At 59.4% G+C, this 17,576-nt stretch carries 14 protein-coding genes and 4 pseudogenes; 11 read left to right on the top strand and 7 right to left on the bottom strand.

Annotated features, from left to right (window positions below; translation table 11 throughout):
* The 7 genes and pseudogenes from PY650_RS14240 to PY650_RS14210 form a co-directional block, all read left to right on the top strand.
* Nucleotides 1-1,320 carry an NAD(P)/FAD-dependent oxidoreductase gene (locus PY650_RS14240; RefSeq protein WP_285879951.1) on the top strand — a complete coding sequence of 440 codons (1,320 nt, stop codon included), beginning with the start codon at nucleotides 1-3 and terminating at the stop codon, nucleotides 1,318-1,320.
* Complete coding sequence (locus PY650_RS14235; protein ID WP_285879950.1) at nucleotides 1,310-3,172, top strand: adenylate/guanylate cyclase domain-containing protein; 1,863 nt, start codon at nucleotides 1,310-1,312, stop codon at nucleotides 3,170-3,172. Before PY650_RS14240 ends, PY650_RS14235 begins: the two co-directional genes overlap by 11 nt.
* A 12-nt stretch (nucleotides 3,173-3,184) precedes the next feature.
* On the top strand, nucleotides 3,185-3,544 hold the full coding sequence (locus tag PY650_RS14230; RefSeq protein WP_285879949.1) for a hypothetical protein: 360 nt from the start codon (nucleotides 3,185-3,187) through the stop codon (nucleotides 3,542-3,544).
* A gap of 520 nt (nucleotides 3,545-4,064) precedes the next feature.
* The gene (locus PY650_RS14225; RefSeq protein WP_285879948.1) at nucleotides 4,065-5,153 is read left to right on the top strand and encodes an HlyD family secretion protein; all 1,089 of its coding nucleotides are present in this window, start codon (nucleotides 4,065-4,067) and stop codon (nucleotides 5,151-5,153) included.
* Nucleotides 5,150-7,909, top strand: coding sequence for a ribosome-associated ATPase/putative transporter RbbA (gene rbbA / locus PY650_RS14220; RefSeq protein ID WP_285879946.1), 2,760 nt, complete (start codon nucleotides 5,150-5,152; stop codon nucleotides 7,907-7,909). Before PY650_RS14225 ends, rbbA begins: the two co-directional genes overlap by 4 nt.
* A gap of 1 nt (nucleotide 7,910) precedes the next feature.
* Complete coding sequence (locus PY650_RS14215; RefSeq protein ID WP_285879945.1) at nucleotides 7,911-9,131, top strand: ABC transporter permease; 1,221 nt, start codon at nucleotides 7,911-7,913, stop codon at nucleotides 9,129-9,131.
* A gap of 117 nt (nucleotides 9,132-9,248) precedes the next feature.
* Nucleotides 9,249-9,422 (top strand): annotated as a pseudogene (locus tag PY650_RS14210) (LysR family transcriptional regulator); the annotation flags it as partial.
* A gap of 174 nt (nucleotides 9,423-9,596) precedes the next feature.
* Here PY650_RS14210 and PY650_RS14205 read toward each other — a convergent pair.
* A pseudogene (locus PY650_RS14205) lies at nucleotides 9,597-10,329 on the bottom strand (IS5 family transposase); the annotation flags it as partial.
* Between the two features lie 163 nt (nucleotides 10,330-10,492).
* Here PY650_RS14205 and PY650_RS14200 point away from each other — a divergent pair.
* Together PY650_RS14200 and PY650_RS14195 are read left to right on the top strand one after the other, a co-directional pair.
* Nucleotides 10,493-10,879 carry a helix-turn-helix domain-containing protein gene (locus PY650_RS14200; RefSeq protein WP_349644494.1) on the top strand — a complete coding sequence of 129 codons (387 nt, stop codon included), beginning with the start codon at nucleotides 10,493-10,495 and terminating at the stop codon, nucleotides 10,877-10,879.
* Nucleotides 10,879-12,111 (top strand): type II toxin-antitoxin system HipA family toxin, encoded by a 1,233-nt coding sequence (locus PY650_RS14195; protein WP_285879943.1) that lies wholly within the window; start codon nucleotides 10,879-10,881, stop codon nucleotides 12,109-12,111. The genes PY650_RS14200 and PY650_RS14195 overlap by 1 nt, the downstream gene beginning before the upstream one ends.
* A 24-nt stretch (nucleotides 12,112-12,135) precedes the next feature.
* Here the strand turns inward: PY650_RS14195 and PY650_RS14190 are convergent, their stop codons facing one another.
* Nucleotides 12,136-12,420, bottom strand: coding sequence for a hypothetical protein (locus tag PY650_RS14190; protein ID WP_285879942.1), 285 nt, complete (start codon nucleotides 12,418-12,420; stop codon nucleotides 12,136-12,138).
* 170 nt (nucleotides 12,421-12,590) lie between these two features.
* On the opposite strand from PY650_RS14190, the pseudogene PY650_RS14185 reads away from it, so the two are divergent.
* Together PY650_RS14185 and PY650_RS37390 are read left to right on the top strand one after the other, a co-directional pair.
* Nucleotides 12,591-12,866 (top strand): annotated as a pseudogene (locus PY650_RS14185) (IS21 family transposase); the annotation flags it as partial.
* Between the two features lie 18 nt (nucleotides 12,867-12,884).
* A complete protein-coding gene (locus tag PY650_RS37390; protein WP_432761533.1) occupies nucleotides 12,885-13,148 on the top strand; it encodes a hypothetical protein in 264 nt (87 codons plus the stop codon).
* Here the strand turns inward: PY650_RS37390 and PY650_RS14175 are convergent.
* From PY650_RS14175 to mhpA, 5 genes and pseudogenes are all read right to left on the bottom strand, one after another.
* On the bottom strand, nucleotides 13,036-14,385 hold the full coding sequence (locus PY650_RS14175) for a DUF7986 domain-containing protein (protein ID WP_285880051.1): 1,350 nt from the start codon (nucleotides 14,383-14,385) through the stop codon (nucleotides 13,036-13,038). The two genes, PY650_RS37390 and PY650_RS14175, sit on opposite strands and share 113 nt — an antisense overlap.
* Complete coding sequence (locus tag PY650_RS14170) at nucleotides 14,369-14,563, bottom strand: helix-turn-helix domain-containing protein (RefSeq protein WP_285880067.1); 195 nt, start codon at nucleotides 14,561-14,563, stop codon at nucleotides 14,369-14,371. Before PY650_RS14170 ends, PY650_RS14175 begins: the two co-directional genes overlap by 17 nt.
* Nucleotides 14,564-14,613: 50 nt before the next feature.
* Nucleotides 14,614-14,718 (bottom strand): annotated as a pseudogene (locus PY650_RS14165) (recombinase family protein); the annotation flags it as partial.
* Nucleotides 14,719-15,072: 354 nt separating this feature from the next.
* Nucleotides 15,073-15,921: a DNA-binding transcriptional regulator gene (locus tag PY650_RS14160; protein ID WP_285879941.1), complete on the bottom strand. Its 849-nt coding sequence runs from the start codon at nucleotides 15,919-15,921 to the stop codon at nucleotides 15,073-15,075.
* Between the two features lie 121 nt (nucleotides 15,922-16,042).
* Nucleotides 16,043-17,551: a bifunctional 3-(3-hydroxy-phenyl)propionate/3-hydroxycinnamic acid hydroxylase MhpA gene (gene mhpA, locus PY650_RS14155; protein WP_285879940.1), complete on the bottom strand. Its 1,509-nt coding sequence runs from the start codon at nucleotides 17,549-17,551 to the stop codon at nucleotides 16,043-16,045.
* Nucleotides 17,552-17,576 lie beyond the last annotated feature (25 nt).

Genomic DNA, 17,576 nt, shown 5'->3' with positions numbered 1-17,576 from the left:
ATGCGTGTCACGGTTGAGGAAGCGGGTGGCGGTTCGATTTCGATGAGCCCCAAGGCGCCTCAGGTCACGGTTCGCCGTCCGCAGATCGTCATCCTCGGAGCCGGATTTGGCGGCCTCGCTGCCGCCATGGGGCTCCGGCATGCGAATGCGGATGTGACGGTGATCGACCGGCGCAACTACCATCTCTTCCAGCCGCTGCTTTATCAGGTGGCGACAGCAGGACTTTCTCCTGCACAAATTGCCATGCCGATCCGCCGCATCCTCTCGCGGCAATTCAATGTGACGGTTCTGATGGAGCGCGTTGAGGGGATCGACAAGGAGAGCCGGATCGTCCAAACCGCCAACCGCCGCGTCGCCTATGACTATCTGGTTGTCGCCACCGGCGCCAGGCACGCATATTTTGGAAATGACGAATGGGAGGAGACCGCGCCCGGGCTGAAGACGATTGCCGATGCGACCGAAATCCGCTCCCGTATTCTGTCAGCCTTCGAGCGTGCCGAAGCGGCCGAGGAGGAAGCAGAGCGTAAACGCTTTCTTACCTTTGTCGTGGTCGGTGGCGGCCCGACGGGCGTCGAACTGGCGGGCGCCATTGCCGAACTGGCAAGAAAAGTCATCATCCGTGACTTTCGCCGCATCGACCCGTCGTCGGCGCGCGTGGTGTTGGTAGAGGCCGGCGATATCGTCCTGCCAGCCATGCCGCCGGAGCTGTCTGAAGAAGCCCGGCGACACTTGGAGATGCTTGGCGTCGATGTGTTGCTTCAAGAGCCGGTGACGCGTTGTGATGCTCAGGGGGTCGCGCTTGCCGGCGGCCGGGAAATCCGTTCATCCTGTGTGCTGTGGGCGGCCGGCGTCATGGCTTCCAAAGCAGCGAAATGGCTGGACGTGCCTGCCGATCGCGCCGGCCGCGTCCATGTCGACGGGAACCTCAACCCACCAGGCTATAGTGACATCTTCGTGATTGGCGACACTGCAGCGGTCACGGATAAAAGCGGCAGACAGGTTCCGGGCGTCGCACCAGCAGCGAAGCAGATGGGTCAGCACGCGGCACGGGCCATTCTCGCCCGTCTTGACGGCCGAGCCATCGGTCCGTTCGGCTACCGCGACTTCGGCAATCTGGCGACGATCGGGCGCAAGGCAGCGGTTGCCGACTTTGGGCGCCTGCGCCTGTCGGGTTTTGCCGCCTGGCTGGTCTGGAATATCGCGCATCTCTGGTTTCTCGTCGGTTTCCGCAATCGCGCCGTGGTGTTCATGGATTGGGCGTTGGCCTATGTTCGCTATGATCGCAGCGCTCGCCTGATCACGGATCGCCATGAGCGCTAGAACTTTCCCACGGGTAAAAATGGGACACGCCGTCACCGCACTGCTGTTGCTTGCGGTGTTATCTACAGCGGCGCTTGTCCACCTGGTCTGGTATCGCACGGCAACCCAGAACGTCGAAACGGTTGTTGCCAGCCTCGATGCCGAAAGCACCGCCGCCGTCCGCAATGCGCTGGCGTCAAACCTGGCGCTGGTTTCCAGCAGTGCCGAGATCGTCAGATCAGTTTTCTTCCAAGGCGCGATCCGGCCGGACGATGAGGTCAAGCGCGAGTTCCTGTTCCTGTCGCTGCTGCGCGAGCAGCCGGCCATCGCCTGGATCGGCTTCGGTTTCCCGGATGGCCGTTTCTTCGGCTCGCACGCGATACCGGACGGCGAGATCGAAATGGTGGAGATCGGCGCGGCGGCGCCGGGAAAGCCACGCCCCTTGCGCCGTGACCTCTATAAGCCGATACCGGGCGATATTTTCTTCGAGAACCGCCTGAAGGCCGAAAGCGTCTACGTTTCAGAAGGCTCGCCGTGGTACCGGCTCGGCAGCACTAGCGCAGAGCCGGCCTGGAGTGTCGTCAATATCCTGCCGAATGGCTTCGAGCCGGCAATCGTGGTCTCCAAGAAGGTCGAGGTCTTCGGACATTTCGAAGGCGTGGTGATGGTTGCGGTCAGCCTGCATCGGCTGTCGGCCACGCTTGGGGCGCTCAAGATGCCGAAAGGCAGCAAGGCCTTCGTCCTTGCCCGGGACGATGTGGTGCTGGCGACATCTGAACCATCCGATGCTTTCGCAGCCGCCCATCTCAAGGATTTCCCCTCGACCGATGCTTTGGCCGCGGCGGTCGCCTCCGCCGCGGTCCGCGACAGGGTTGGCAGCTTCCGGACACTGATCAAAACCAAAGCCCTTGGTCCGGTCTTTGTGTCATCAGGCAGATTGCCGTTTGAGGACTGGCGGCTGGTCACCGCCATACCGCGGGCGACCTTCGCCGGCGATATCGATGCCAATACCTCGCGTGTGATCTTCATCATTGGCGCCATCGCCTTGCTCGCGGCGGTGACGGCGATCCTGTTTGCCAGAATTCTCTTCGCTTGGCCGCTGTCGCGCCTTGCCGGGCAGCTCCACCAGATCGAGCGGTTCGAACTTGACGCCGTACAGCACCGGCCGGCGCTGTTGACCGAGCTTGACGATTTCTCGTTCGCGTTGAAACGGATGTCCAACGGCCTTTCCGCCTTCGCACGCTTCATGCCGATCGAGGTCGTCCGCCCCCTTGTTGATGGCGGCATCGAGCCGAGGCCAGGCGGTGAACTCAGAGAGATAACGGTGCTGTTTGCCGATTTGCCGGGCTTCACGGAACTCACGGAGGAGCTCGGCGCCGGCGTCGAGCCGAGCCTGACCCGCTTTCTGACTTTGTCGATTGCCGCCATTCACGCCGAGGGCGGTACGGTTGACAAATTCATCGGCGATGCGGTGATGGCGATCTGGAATGCGCCCCATGACGAGCCCGATCATGCATTGCGCGCCTGCCGTGCTGCAGCGGCGATCCGCGACGCCATGCATGCCATGCCGGCTATTGCACCCAAGCATGATATGATTCGCGTGCGTATAGGGCTCAACACCGGCGTGGCGCTTGTCGGTAATATCGGCTCGGCCGAACGCCTGAGCTACACGGCGATCGGCGATGCCGTCAATCTCGCGAGCCGGCTCGTCGGCGTGGCCAAGGAGAAGGGCGTGGAGATCGTGCTGAGCGACGAAACGTTCCGGAGAACGCGTGGCCTTCTCCATGCAAGGCTGCTGGGAGCCGTAAACATACGGGGAAAGACTGCACCGGTTTGCGTGCATACGATCGATCCGACCATTCCGGCGGACTGAGGAGCGCGCAACATGGCGATTGATGGGCTTTTGCTCACGACGCTGGTTTGGCTGCAGATGAAGCATTTTGCTGCTGATTATGTGCTGCGGCCGGCGTGGATGATCAGCGGCAAAAGGAATTTCAGGAAACCGGGAGCATATCTCCGCGCCGGCATTCACGCGGTCGCCACCGTGCCAATCCCGCGGCTTTCAATGCCGGACCTGATGTGGATTGTCACTGTTGCCATCGGTGAATATGTGGTTCATTTCCAGGTCGGTCATCTCAAGGCCGTCCTCTGGATGACAACCGCGAGGTTGTTCGCGGTAAGGCGGCGGACGTCGTTCCGCGGCTGGTCGATCTTGAAACCATCACGGCTTCGCGCGAGCCTATGAGCAAGGCAAAGAAATCTCGCTCACTCCGATTGTCGTGCCGCTTTGAGATTAACCATAACGACGGGATCGGGAGCACCATAGCGGCTTTGCAGGATTGAAATGATCCGGCCCCTGTCTTGGTCTTAGCACCTTGTCGCGTGACCTGGGCGTGACGCCTAATCGCGTAAGTGGGCGCTCAACGCCTCGGTTCAGCGCTGATCCGGCCGGAGACTTCAGGCCTTTGCGCCTTCCCAGCAAAATCCTCTGGCCTGAATGACGTTTCACCGTCCGTTCGGGCTTAGTGTGTCTGGGGGAACCGTTCTTGTTCGGAACCCATTGAGAACGCGCAAGATCTCCTCAAGTGGACCACGACGCAACGGTTTGGCCGTTGTTCTTGACCTAAATCAATTGCGAGCCGTCGCTTAGCGCTATGCTGGGACCACTTGGCCGACTTCTGTGGAAGCGTGCACAAACTTTCAGTCTGGCAATTAAGGTGCTCAAGCTCTCGCCAGGGGGATAAGCACCCTTGAAGGAGAGTCGAATGACTTTTCGGCAGTTGATCACCGGCGTTCTGAGCACCGCTCTCGTGTCCCTCTCTGTGTCGACGGTCGCGTTGACGCTCGGCCTTTTGCAGGGAGAACCCCTAATCGCCAAAGCGAATGCGCAATCGGACCAAAGCCCTCTCGAAAGAGCTCAGTCGGCGGTAGATAGCCTGATCGCGCGCCTGCGCGGCCGCGAAATGCCGGAGGGCATAGTCAAGGCGAACGGTCGAATCGAAGCGACGCAAGTCGATGTCGCGGCGAAATATCCCGGCCGGCTGGCCACCTTGACCGTGGACGAGGGGGACGAAGTCAAGGCTGGACAGGTCGTCGCCACCATATCGTCGCCGGAAACAGAGGCGCAGTTGCGCGGCGCGCAAGCGCAAGTCCTGAAATCCAAACAGGCACTGGCGGAAGCGAACGCGCTTATAGCCCAGCGTAAGAGCGATTTGGATTTCGCAAGAGCCGACTATGAGCGCGGAAAACAGCAACTCGCGGACCGGAATCTATCGGCACAGGTATTTGATCAGCGTCGCAACAGGTTCGAAGCAGCGGAGGCTGAATATGTTGCGGCAAATGCCGCGCGTGATCAGGCCAGTTTCGCAATCGACGTAGCTGAATCTGACGTCGAACGTTACCAGTCAATTCTGGTGGATCTCGTGCTCGTCTCACCGAGAAGTGGGCGGGTGCAGTACCGGCTCGCTCGCGCCGGCGAGGTCGTCGCCGCAGGACAACGCGTTCTGACTATTCTTGACCTGAACGATGTTTACCTGACGATCTATTTGCCCGCAGACGACGCCGGCAAGCTCGCGTTAGGCGACGAGGCGCGCATAGTCCTCGATCCCGTTCCTCAATACGTGTTTCCCTCAATGATCAATTTCGTGGCGACCGAGGCCCAGTTCACCCCCAAGAGCGTCGAGACATCCGAGGAGCGGGAGAAATTGATGTTCCGGGTCAAGCTCCAGGGGGATCCTCAGGTGCTTGATAAGTATCATCGCCAGGTCAAGACCGGGGTGCGCGGGCTTGGGTTTGTCCGCACCGACCCCAAGGTGCCTTGGCCTCCGGAATTGAGCGTGAGGCTGCCGGAATGAGCACGACCATTGTCGCAAGTGTCCAGCATGTCACTCACCGCTATGGGAAAACGTTCGCCCTTAACGACCTGACCCTCGATATTCCCGCCAATTGCATGGTGGGAATGATCGGCCCCGACGGCGTCGGTAAGTCCACTTTACTCGCCCTCATCTCAGGGGTACGTAAGATTCAAGCCGGCCAGGTCACCGTGCTCGACGGAAACATGGCGGATGAGAATCATCGACGGGCGAGCTACGGCCGCATTGCCTACATGCCGCAGGGGCTTGGTCGCAATCTTTATCCGACGCTCAGTGTTTTCGACAACATTGATTTTTTCGGGCGGTTGTTCGGCCAGGGCGCAACCGAGCGGCGCGCACGCATCGACGAGCTTCTGGTAGCCACTGGGCTTGACCCGTTTGCAGATCGACCCTGCGGCAAGCTCTCCGGCGGCATGAAGCAGAAAGCCAGCCTCTGCTGCTCTCTGATGCACGATCCTGATGTGCTCGTACTGGACGAGCCTACCACAGGCGTTGATCCGCTCTCGCGGCGGCAATTCTGGGAGCTCATTGATTCCATCCGTGCGCGTCGACCGCAGATGAGCGTAATCGTCGCAACGGCTTACATGGACGAGGCTAGCCGGTTCGATTGGCTTGCCGCCATGGACGACGGCAAGGTCATCGCGCATGGCGCTCCAAAGGAGATCCTCACCAAAGCGCAAAAGACGAATCTCGACGACGCCTTCATTGCGCTACTTCCGCCTGAAAAGCGCGGCACGCACGAGGAGGTGGTCGTGCGGCCGCGCGTCGAATCCGAGGACAAGACGCCGGCAATCGAGGCCGAAGGGCTTACGCGCCGGTTCGGCGATTTCGTCGCAGTCGACCATGTGAGCTTTCGCATCGCACGCGGCGAGATTTTCGGGTTCCTCGGCTCAAATGGCTGCGGAAAGACCACCACCATGAAAATGATGACCGGGCTGCTGCCGGTCACCGAAGGCTCGGCCAAGCTATTTGGCAAGCCGATGGCGGCCAACGACATGGAAGCGCGGCAAAACGTCGGCTACATGTCGCAAGCGTTTTCACTCTACAGCGAGCTTACGGTTTGGCAGAACCTCGATCTGCATGCGCGGCTCTACCATTTGTCGCCGAACGAGATCGGCACGCGCATTAACGAGCTGCTCGAGCGGTACGATCTGAAAAACGTGGCCGATGAGAAGCCGGAAAGCCTACCCCTCGGCGTCAAGCAGCGGTTGCAGCTTGCGGTGGCCGTGCTCCACCGGCCGCCGATTCTAATTCTTGACGAGCCTACGTCGGGTGTCGATCCGGTCGCGCGCGACGCCTTCTGGCGCACGCTGATCGATCTCTCCCGCAACGATGGCGTCACCATCTTCCTCTCGACCCATTTCATGAACGAGGCCGAGCGCTGCGACCGCATTTCGCTGATGCATCGCGGACGCGTGCTCGCTGTCGGCGCGCCAAAGCAGCTGGTGCAGGAGCGCGGCAGCGATTCTCTCGAGGACGCCTTCATCTCCTACCTGGAGGAAGCCGGCGAAAGTAAAGATAAAAAGAGGCCAGCGGCGCACCCCCCCGCAGTTGCGGGCGTCGCGGCAATCAAGTCTGCCCAATCGCGTTCGTCCAGACGATTTGAACTCGGGCGGCTATGGGCCTACGCCCGGCGCGAAACGATGGAGCTGCTGCGCGATCCCATCAGGATGGCGTTCGCTTTCATCGGTCCCGTCATTTTGATGCTTGCTTTCGGTTATGGCATCACATTCGACGTCGAGAACCTGAAATTTGCAGCCTTAGACCAGGATCGGACGCCCGAAAGCCGTAGGCTGCTGGAGAATTTCTCGGGCTCTCATTATTTCAGGGAGCGGCCTCCGATCAGCTCGACCGCGGATCTCGAGCAGCGCATGCGGAGCGGAGATCTCGCTGTCGCTATTGAAATTCCCGCGGGCTTCGGCCGTGATGTTGTAAGCATGCGTCCGCCCGAGGTCGCCTTCTGGGTCGACGGCGCCATGCCATTCCGGGGTGAGACAACGAGAGGGTACGTAGCCGGCCTGGAGCAGCGTTTTGTGCGGGATCTTATTGTTGAGCGCTTCGGCCCCAATGCGCCATCAAACGTTTATTTCGGCAGCGTCAATATCGAAAACCGCTTTCGCTATAATCAGGCGTTTAAGAGCATTTTTGCAATGGTTCCGCTCACCATCGTAATGGTGCTGGTTCTGATACCGGCCGTCATGGCGACTATTGCTGTCGTGCGCGAAAAAGAAACGGGTTCGATCGCGAATTTTCGCTCCACTCCCATCAGCAAACTCGAATTTTTGGTGGGCAAGCTGATCCCCTATGTCGTCATCGCGATGGTGGCATTCACTATCATGCTGCTGATGGCGATTTTCCTCTTCCACGTGCCGGTCAAGGGGTCTTACGGAGCCTTAGCCCTCGGGACTCTGCTCTATGTTTTCTCGACTTGCGGTTTTGGACAACTCATCTCGACCTTCACCCGAACTCAGGTAGCGGCGGTCTTTGCCACCACGGTTCTCGCCATCATTCCCACGGTAAATTTTTCGGGTCTTCTAACCCCGGTGTCATCGCTTACGGGGGCGGGACGCGCCATTGGCCTCATGTTTCCAGCGGCGTGGTATCAGCCGATCAGCGTCGGCACCTTCACCAAGGGTCTCGGCTATTCTGATCTCTGGTTCAATGCGCTAATGCTTGCGGTCTTTGGGGTCAGCTACCTCGGTGCCGCCCATATATTGCTGCGGAAGCAGGAGAGCTGAGATGTCGCAATCGGACCAGACGGCAGATTCACGGCAACAGGCGACACCGCCTGCAATATCAGTGGCGACGCAGCCGAAGACGCGACGGCTCGCTAAGCTGCGGGTACATTTGGCCAACATCTACCGGCTGACGATAAAGGAGATGCGCAGCATACGCGCTGACGCGGTTGTCCTGGCGCTTGTTGCCTTTTCCTTTACCGTTGCGGTCGACGCTGCCACCGGTGCCTCGACCGAAGCGACCAACCTTTCAGTTGGCATCGTCGACGAGGATCATTCCGACCTTTCACGGCGTATTGCAGACGGCCTCACGCCTCCCACGTTCCAACCCGCCGTGGAGATCCAATCAACGGAAATCGACGCGGCGATGAATGCGCAACGCTTCCTTTTCGTCGTCGAAATTCCCCCGAACTTTCAGGAGGACATTCTGGTCGGGCGGCAGCCTTCGGTTCAAATCAATATAGATGCCACCGCAATTGCTCAGGCCTTTAATGGTATGACGTACATCCAGAACGTCATCCTTAACTATGTGACACAGTTCGTAACGAACCGCGAAGGATTGAGCGGTGAACCGGTCAAAGCGGTGACGCGCGTGAAGTTCAACCCGAACTTGAAGTCCGCCTGGTTCACCTCGGTGATGCAGATCATTAATAACATCACCATGTTGGCCATTATCCTGACCGGCGCGGCGTTGATCCGCGAGCGCGAACAGGGAACGGTCGAGCATCTCCTTGTGATGCCGGTAGTTCCCCCCGAGATCATGCTTTCAAAGATCCTGGCCAATGGCGCTGTCATCGTGATTGCCACCGGCCTGTCGTTGGTGCTTGTGGTGCAATGGTGGCTGCAGGTCCCAATTGCCGGATCGATCCTGCTGTTTCTGGGTGGGACGTGCTTTTATGTGTTCACCGTAGCAGCGCTCGGCATTCTTCTCGGTACCATTGCCGCCACGATGGGCCAGTTCGGTCTGCTGGCGGTTCCAGTGATATTGGTGCTGATGCTGCTCTCCGGGGCGATGACGCCGATGGAAAGCATGCCGGAGTTTTTGCAGTATCTCATGAACATCATTAGCCCGACGCCGCATTTCGTCGTATTCGCCCAGGGGGTGCTTTATCGCGGCGCCGATTTTTCGATTGTCTGGCCGGAGATACTAGCGATGACCGTCATCGGCAGTGTCTACTTCGGCTTTGCATTGCACCGCTTCCGCCGCGCAATCTTTGAGAGCTGAGGTCTTGGGTTGTGATCAACGGTGGCCCCGCGAGCCCAAGATCGCTATTGTGCAAACATCAATGAGCATAGAGCGATCTCGGACCCCAGCAGTCGATGATTTCGGATCAGACAGTCGATGAATCTTAGGCAACTCACCTATTTCCGAGCGGTCGTTGAACATCGCTCTCTGGCTGCGGCAGCCGATGTGCTGAATGTCGCCCAACCCAACCTTGGTATCGCCATCAAACAGCTGGAAGAAAAATGGGGCGTCACCCTTTTCGAGCGCGCGGGCCGGGGCCTTGCGATTACGGATACTGGGAGGGAATTGTATGAGCGCGCCGCGGAACTCCTCGGGGGTGCATCAGCTCTTGATCAGGACATGCGTGCAATCGGGCGCGGGTTTACGGCCCGCCTTCGTGTAGGGTTCACCCAGATCCTGGTAGACTCAGTCGCGGAGATGGTCGCAGGCATGCGTGAGGACGGGAGCGCCGTCATGGGCGGCCGCACTCGTCACCGTCCATCCCCCGGATGAATCCATGCACCCGGCCGATGCCCGCATGGTTTTTGTAACCGAACATCGCAATGGCGATGTCGTGTTGCTTGGTCACGGTTAATGTCGATGTTTCTGTTGGCTGCTTCGCCTTGGAATATTTCAGCGTCCAAAGCGCATGGCGATCTTTCTGGGCAAGCTTGGCGGATTTGTCCCTCCACTCGTCCGGGATCTTACCAGCCTTGATCGCCTCTTTTTCGTTATGCTGTCTGGGAGCCTGGATGATCGTCGCGTCGACGATTTGCCCGCCCTTGACCAGGTAGCCCGCTCGCGAGAGATATTTGTCGAAACGGGCGAATAGGCTGTCGATGGCACCGGCCCGCACCAAGCTTTCGCGGAACAGCCAGATCGTCTTGGCATCCGGAACCTTGTCGGTAAGGCCGAGCCCGAGAAACCGCACGAACGACAACCGGTCCTGGATGACAAACTCGGCCTGGTCGTCGGAGAGATTGTAGAGCGCTTGCAGCACCAAGATCTTGAATATCAGCACCGCCGGGAACGGCGGACGTCCACCTTTCGATCCGCCGCAGCGCTTCAGCGCCTTCGCCAACGGCTTCTCAAACACAGCCCAGGGAATGATGCTGTTGAGCTTCTCCAGAGGGTCGCCGACGGCACTCAGGCGCTCGTAGCGCTCGTTCAAATCCCAAAAACCCGGCTGCCCATGCATCATCCGTTCCCGGCAAATCACGAAAGCCGGATTGAATCACGAAAACAGACTGAAGGGGAGGTATAGGCCTCCAATCGATTGATCGAGGCGTTCCGGTTTCTCTTGACGAAATCGATAAATTGTCATATATGACTAGTTAATTTGGATAATACGTCAAATATGGATGCTTGTTATGGGGTCGCCAAAGGCAAAGCCAGCGCTTGAGCGGCTGGGCCAAGATGTCCGAAACGCGCGATTACGGCGAGGTATCGCTGTGGCCGACCTCGCTGTGCGCGCCGGAACATCACCAAGCTCCATTGCTCGCCTCGAACGGGGCGATCCCGGCGTCGCAATTGGGACACTTGCCGATGTACTGGTCGTCCTGGGCCTGCTGGACCGCCTCGCCGATCTCATCGACGTCCGCAAGGATGATCTTGGACTGGCGCTGGCGACGGAGAATGGCCCACGCCGGGGACGTTCTTTCGCGGCGAAGCTCCGAAAGCAAAAGCCTCAATCTGAGGGCGCGCAGGAGCTTCAGGACGTTGTGGACCCCGACGGGGCTTCATTCTGATGGCTGACTTTGTTGCCGATGTCGCACTCGGCGAAAGCCTGACACTCGTGGGCCAGTTGCGGTTCACGCATGTCGGGCCACGGCAGTTTTCGACCTTTACCTATGCTCCCGTTTGGATCGAGAATCCTCGCAGCTTTGCAATCCAGCCAGATTTTTCACTTGAAGCCGGCCCTTTTCATAGGTCGGGCCAGCCCGGCAATATGCGCGACGCATTGGCGGGCGTCTTCGCTGATGCGGCGCCGGATAGTTGGGGGCGCAGGCTCCTCGAACGCGCCTATGGCAATGGCCTCAACGAATATGAGTACCTCACGCTTTCCGACGACGCCAGCCGGCAAGGCGCGTTGCGCTTTCTGGATGACAACGGCAAGGTTGTTCGCGGTAGGGCGGCGGACGCCGTTCCGCGGCTGGTCGATCTCGAAACCATCACGGCGATCGCGCGAGCCTATGAGCAAGGCAAGGAAATCTCGCCCGAGGAGATGCAGGCGCTGGCCGGCGCGGGTGGCTCCGGCGGCGCTCGCCCCAAGGCCAATGTCAGGGACGGCGATGCACTGTGGTTGGCGAAGTTCACCTCGGTCAACGATCAACAGCCGATCGAACGCGTGGAGGTCGCGACCCTTCGCCTGGCGGCGGCCTGCGGCATCCGCACGCCTGCGACGCGATTGGAACTGGCGGACACGCCGTTCCCGGTTGCGCTGATCCAGCGGTTCGACCGGCGCGGGGCCACACGGATTCCCTACATCTCCGCGCGCACCGCACTCGACAAGACGGGCGCAAAGTTGGGTTCTTATACCGAAATCGTCGATTTCATGAGGTCTTATTCATCCGACCCCATGGCCGACTTCCGCGAACTCTATCGGCGTTTGATCTTCACCATCCTCGTGTCCAACAAGGACGATCATCTGAAGAACCATGGCTTCCTCTATGTGGGTGCTGGCCAATGGCGGCTGTCGCCGGTATTCGACGTCAACCCGGCGCCGGATCGCAATCCTCATCTTGAGACGGCGATCCTAGAGGGCGGCGTCCATGATCGGTCGATCAGCCTCGCGCTGGAAGCTTGTGAGTTTTTCGAGATTCCCGAGCCCGAGGCGCGGGAGATGATCCGCACCATGGCGCAGCGTATTTCGGATGGATGGCGAGAAGCTCTCCGTCAGGTGAGTGTCTCGGGCGCGCTGGCCCGCGACTACGAGCCGGCCTTCGTCAATGACCAGATGGCAACGGCGCTCGAAATGTAGTCATATTTGACGAGTTATGTAGTATTATTTGTCAGATATGGCGATAACCGAATGGATAAATGGTTGATGCAGAAAAGTTTCTAAGAGGTTTGGAATGGTTTGGCGGTGTGCCCCACTCCACCAGGACTTCAATGACAGCATTTCTGGATTCATTTGACGTAGCGCATCGAGGTCTGCATTTCCTGAGAGGCGACCGTCGTCCACCAGCGCTGTGAGTTTTTGCAGGAATAGATTGGCCGCAAGTACCTCTTGTACAAAACGGGAATCTGGTATTTGCCGACCGGCCGCCTCGGAGAAATGCGCCTGCAATTCGTTTCCTGTCACGATATCGCTGGCGATCTTGAAGGTCTTGTCGCCTGCCGCGCTCCCGGATGAATAGACCAGGTAGTTACACCGCCTCAGCTGTCGGGCGAAATGAAAAACTGACCCCCTAACGAAGCGAAGAACTGACCCCTCGTTTCAAAAACGAGGAGTGATGGATGACGAGCACGATTTTATCGCATCCTGCATTGTCGCGAACAATGCAGGACGGGCATATGCCTCAGGCTGAGGAGGTGGTGGCGATGTTGCAGCTGCACGAGCTTGGTTGGGGCGCCAAGCGTTCTATCGAAGGAGTTCGGATGCGCCCGCAATACGGTCCGCCGCTATCTTCGAGAAGGCGGAGCTGCACCGTTCAAACAACGTGCTCGGCGCACTGCGTTCGACGGCTCGATGATTGGCTTCGCGACGTTCTGGTCCAGAGCCGCCGCAATGCCAGGGCTGCCAAGCGTTTGATGCGCAAGCTTCAAATAGGACAATGTGGTTCACCACGCGTAATGATCACCGACAAGCTCCGATCCTATGGTGCGGCGAAGCGGGACATCAATGCCCAGCGGCGATGTTCGCACAAGGGCTTGACCAATCGGGCGGAGAATGCTCATCAGCTTATTGGCGGAGATCGAAAACGCCGAGTTCGCGCCACATCCACTCGAAACTGTATGTCGCCATGGGGTCCGCGGGGTTGGGCTGCCGGGACGACTGGTTTTCGAGATATTTGAGCCATTCCGCGACCTTCTCGCGGCCAGTGGCAGATTTCGCCGCCTGCCGCGGTGTCTTGTTGCCGAGCATGCCGATAGGCTGATCAAGGGTTTCACGATATTGCCGGTCCATGACCTGGTGAACGACCTGCTCGGCGATTTCGGGCGGAATTTCCGGTTCTAGATCTTCGTGTGCGCGAGCCGGCCGCTCAGCCATCATCTGTTCGACCGTGCGGATTTCGGTAAGCGGCGCACGGACGAGATCACCGAGCGCCTGTTTGATTAACGTCGTTCCTTTTTGAGCGCGTTCGCCTGAATTGGTTGACAGATGGAGGAATTTCCCCTTCAACTCGATATTTCCCAGCACGCGCATGCCATTGTCCATCGTGGTGTCGAAGGACGGTGCACCGCGCTTGGGAGCGCCATGCTTTGGCTTCTCCTCAAGCCAGTTCCAGAATTTTGCGTTTTCCCGCGACAGGCCGGGGATGGTGCTCACCCGTGCGGCAATATCCTTCTGGGCGACTCCGGGCGCGAACGGAAACCTGACGTCATGGAATACGAGTTCATCACCATCCGCGTTCTGCATCGAGGGCAGCCCCATTGCGCGTTCAAGTGTATCGAACAGCCAGGACAGCGTGAACATGGAGGCCGCGGCCTGAAGCTCCTCGTCCTTGATGGCCGGCAGCTTCTTCGTATTCTTCTTGCCGAACACCTGCCGTAGGCTATCGAACAGCGCATCGGTGGCCTGCGGCGTAAACGGCAAAAGGCCTCCGGCGAATACATTTTTACCCATCACCGACACAATACGGGCGGCAATCCGGTCCCATTGCTTAAGCGTCTTGGTCGCCGTTCCCTCGCTGACGGCGATCGGCTCGCCACCGCGAATGAGGTCGCGCGCCATGAGCGACTTGCCCGGCACGATCTCACTGACTTCGTAAAGGCTCATGACGGAGGTGCGCAGCGCTTTGATATAAGCCTTTGCCTGAGCATTTTCCTTCCAGCCGCGACGTTTGAGATATTCGTCGACGATGTTGCCGCCCTCGACCTCGAATTCCTGGGTCAGGAAATCCTCGAAGGCGCAGCCCCAGAGCGTCATGGCCCAGACCTCGCCGAGGATGTCCGAAAGGTCCTCGAAGTCCATGTCACCGCCATCCAGGACGGGTCCGAAATGGTCGTAGAAAACCTCGTCGAAGCATTCTGGCCATTCGTCCCGGGCGAGAAACTTCATAAGACCTTTGAGATCATAGCTGGTCGGCATGGAAGGTCTCCATATTCTGGCGATGTTTTGTGACGATGCGCGAAACCGTCGGTTCACTGATGTCGTAAAGTCTCGCCATTTCTGCTCCACTTTTGCGGCCGGACAAGAGGCTCTCGGCGATTTCCCGGCATTTCTTCGGGTCGAGCTCCTTGCGGCGCCCCAATTCGTCCTTCGGCACGTGCCAGTCGTAGTCCTCTCCCGGATCATGGCGCGTTCAAGCTGCTCAAAGAATCCTACCATCTGCATCATCATCATGCGCCCTGCCGCCGCCGTCGTGTCGATTGCCTCGGTGAGGGACCAGAACCCCGCGCCAGCACTGGCAACCTGACCCATCAGATGTAGGACGTCCTTCAGCGAACGTGACAGGCGATCGAGCTTCCAGACGACGAACGCCATCGCGCAGTTGATCGAGCATGCGGTGTAACTCAGGCTGGTGCCAGCGCCCGCCGGACGCCTTTTCTTCGAACGCGCGCTTGCGGCCGGCTTCGGACAGGGCGCGGGCCTTGTTCGATTGCTCATCTTTGCCGCGAGGATATTCCTGCGTCATGCGAAGGCTACGTGATGATCCTGCTGGCTTCGAACGCTTCGCCATCAGCACCGAATTGACCATCATTGCGACAGAGAGACAGGGTTTATCAGGCCCATCAGCTGAAGATGCTGGTCAAGCTGTTGCTCCGAAAGAAGCGTTCATGGATCTGCACCAGTCGATTCCGGCGTTTCGAGGAGGTCGGGCGATTCGTCATCAGCCACGGACTGTCCAAGGCTTGCGGCAAGCCTTTCGGCAATCTCCATCAACGGTTTCACATATCGTGTCGTTGCCTCTTTGATCGAGAGAGCGGACCGGATCCATATGATGGAGACACATGCTATCGTAACGCCATCCAGCTTCACCGGTACTGCAATTGACGAGGTACTGGGTCGGAATTCGCCTGCCTCGCGGATGGCGTAGCCCTTCGCCCGGATATCGGCCAGCAGATCGTTCAGATCGATGGCTTCCAGAAATGAAAGATCCTCAGGCACAGCGAGTCGTCGGATATGCTCGACGATAAGCCCGCGCTCCTCATCGGATATGAACGCGAGGTAGGCCCGTCCCGCCGATGTCCCAAGGATAGGCATGCGGTAACCGATCATGCCCCTGTCGACAGACAGGGGACTTCGGCCGTGAGTCGTTTCCTGAATCACCATCGCCGCGCTTTCGTAGACACTCAGGTCGAGCGGCCAGACGATTTTCGGCAAGTACTCGGAAAAGAGCGGACCTGCTGCCTGACAGAGGGCGGACGTCGCCGCCGAACCATCGCCAAGGCTGGCCGCAAGGCGCGTGACACGGACCCGGTTGTTGGTGGAGGAAAACACAACGAATCCTTCCTCCTCGAGGGTCTGGAGCAGGCGGTATACGGTGGGACGGGGGAGATCCAGCCTGGTCGCGATTTCACCCGGACGCGCCTCTCCGAGAAGGTTTACCTCGCGCAACACAGCAAGCCCGCGCACCAGGGCGCGCACGCCGCCTTGGTCCGCATTGCTACGCCTCTTTAGCATCTTCCGATCTTCTCCGGTTCGCTGTCGGTTACGGGGAGGCGGCACTCCTGCGCAGTGCCAACGCGCCGCAACCATATCATACGGCGAGACCAAGATCGAAGATATGGACTTTCGCGTCCTCTCAGGCGATGTTGCGCAGCCTCGTCGTTTCGGCGCCGACCACGTCAGGGATCAGTTTGAGCACTGATGCCAGTTCCTCCGAGGAGTTCACCTTCGCCAGAAGGTAGCGGTCCGGCCGAATGATCGCGGCGGCCGCGCCTGCGAGATGGACGGCGCCATCCCTTGTTTGTGAAACGTGCAAGATGGTTCCCTTGCGCTGGGCGTGCTCGATAAGCTGCCCTTCGAGACTGGCGAGGAAGAAATCTGCGAACAAAAAGGAAAACCCATAGCCGGCGACGTCGTCGGCGAGCGCCCCATCCCGCATGACCGGCTGGGCGAAAAGCGGTGCGGAATGGCTCAAAAGGCCTGGACCGATCGGCGGATACAGGGACACCATTTTCGCGCCGCCTTCCGCCCTGGGGAACGCGGCAGTGAGAGCGGAGCGCGGGTCCTTCGTGTTGATCAGGCCGCCAAGCCTGACCGCCGTCGCGATGAACGTCCTGGCGTTTTCTCGACGCTCGGTGGTGTATGTGCCTAGAAGTGCGGGATCGTGGCCGGCGTGCAGGCAGCAGATGAGCTTCCAGCCGAGGTTGGCGATGTCCCGGATGCCGGCGCACATGCCTTGCCCCATGAAGGGCGGCGTCTGGTGGGCCGCGTCACCTGCGATGAACAAGCGCCCGCGTTGCCACTCGTCAGCGATGAGGGAATGGAACCAGTAGACGGCCGTGCGTTCGATGTCCGCCTCTGCCGGAGTCACCCATTTGGACAGAAGCGGCCAGACGTTTTCCGGGCGGGCGATCTCGGTGCTGTCCTCGTCCGGCAGGACGGTCAATTCCCAGCGGCGCCGGTTGTTCGGTCCACGGACATAAGTCGAGGGTCGGGCGGGATCGCAATGCTGGAGAGACCAGTCGCCAAGCCCCGGCTTCTCCCCTTTCAGCAGAACGTCCACGACCAGCCAGCGCTCATGAAATCCGAGATCCTCCATGCCGGTTTCAATGAAACGGCGAACGAACGAACGCGCGCCGTCGCAGCCAACGACGTAGCGGGCGCGGACGCGGCGTATTCGACCACAGCTCATGTCCTCGTAGCGTAGGTGTACTCCTTCGTCGTCCTGCTCGATAAAGAAGGCTTCACAGCGCGTCTGCAGGGTCACGGCAGGATAGGATTGGAGACGATTGCGCAGGATGCGCTCAAGGTCCGGCTGGTGCACGCGATAGCTCGAATGCCAGCCCAAAGCCGTCACCTCGGCCGGACGCGGCCAATCCAGCAGGATAGTTCCGTCGGGACCGACGAAGCGCATGCCGACGTTGAGGCGGCACACGGCTTCCAGTTCCTTGGCGATCCCGATCTGCTGAAACGTCCGCATCACCTCATCGTCGAAATGTACGGCGCGTGGAAGATGATAGGCGGCACTCTCCCGATCGAGCAGCAGCACGCGGACATTGGCTCGTCCAAGGATGTGCGCCAGTGTCGCCCCGACAGGGCCGCATCCTACGATGACGACGTCATAGTGGGTAGTTTCGTTTGTCATGTATTGTCCTCCCAGTATCAGTGCC

Source organism: Martinezella calliandrae (assembly GCF_030272695.1).
GTDB classification, from domain to species: domain Bacteria; phylum Pseudomonadota; class Alphaproteobacteria; order Rhizobiales; family Rhizobiaceae; genus Rhizobium; species Rhizobium calliandrae.
Note: the sequence above shows the minus strand (reverse complement) of the source record. Positions and strands in the feature narration are given on the sequence as shown.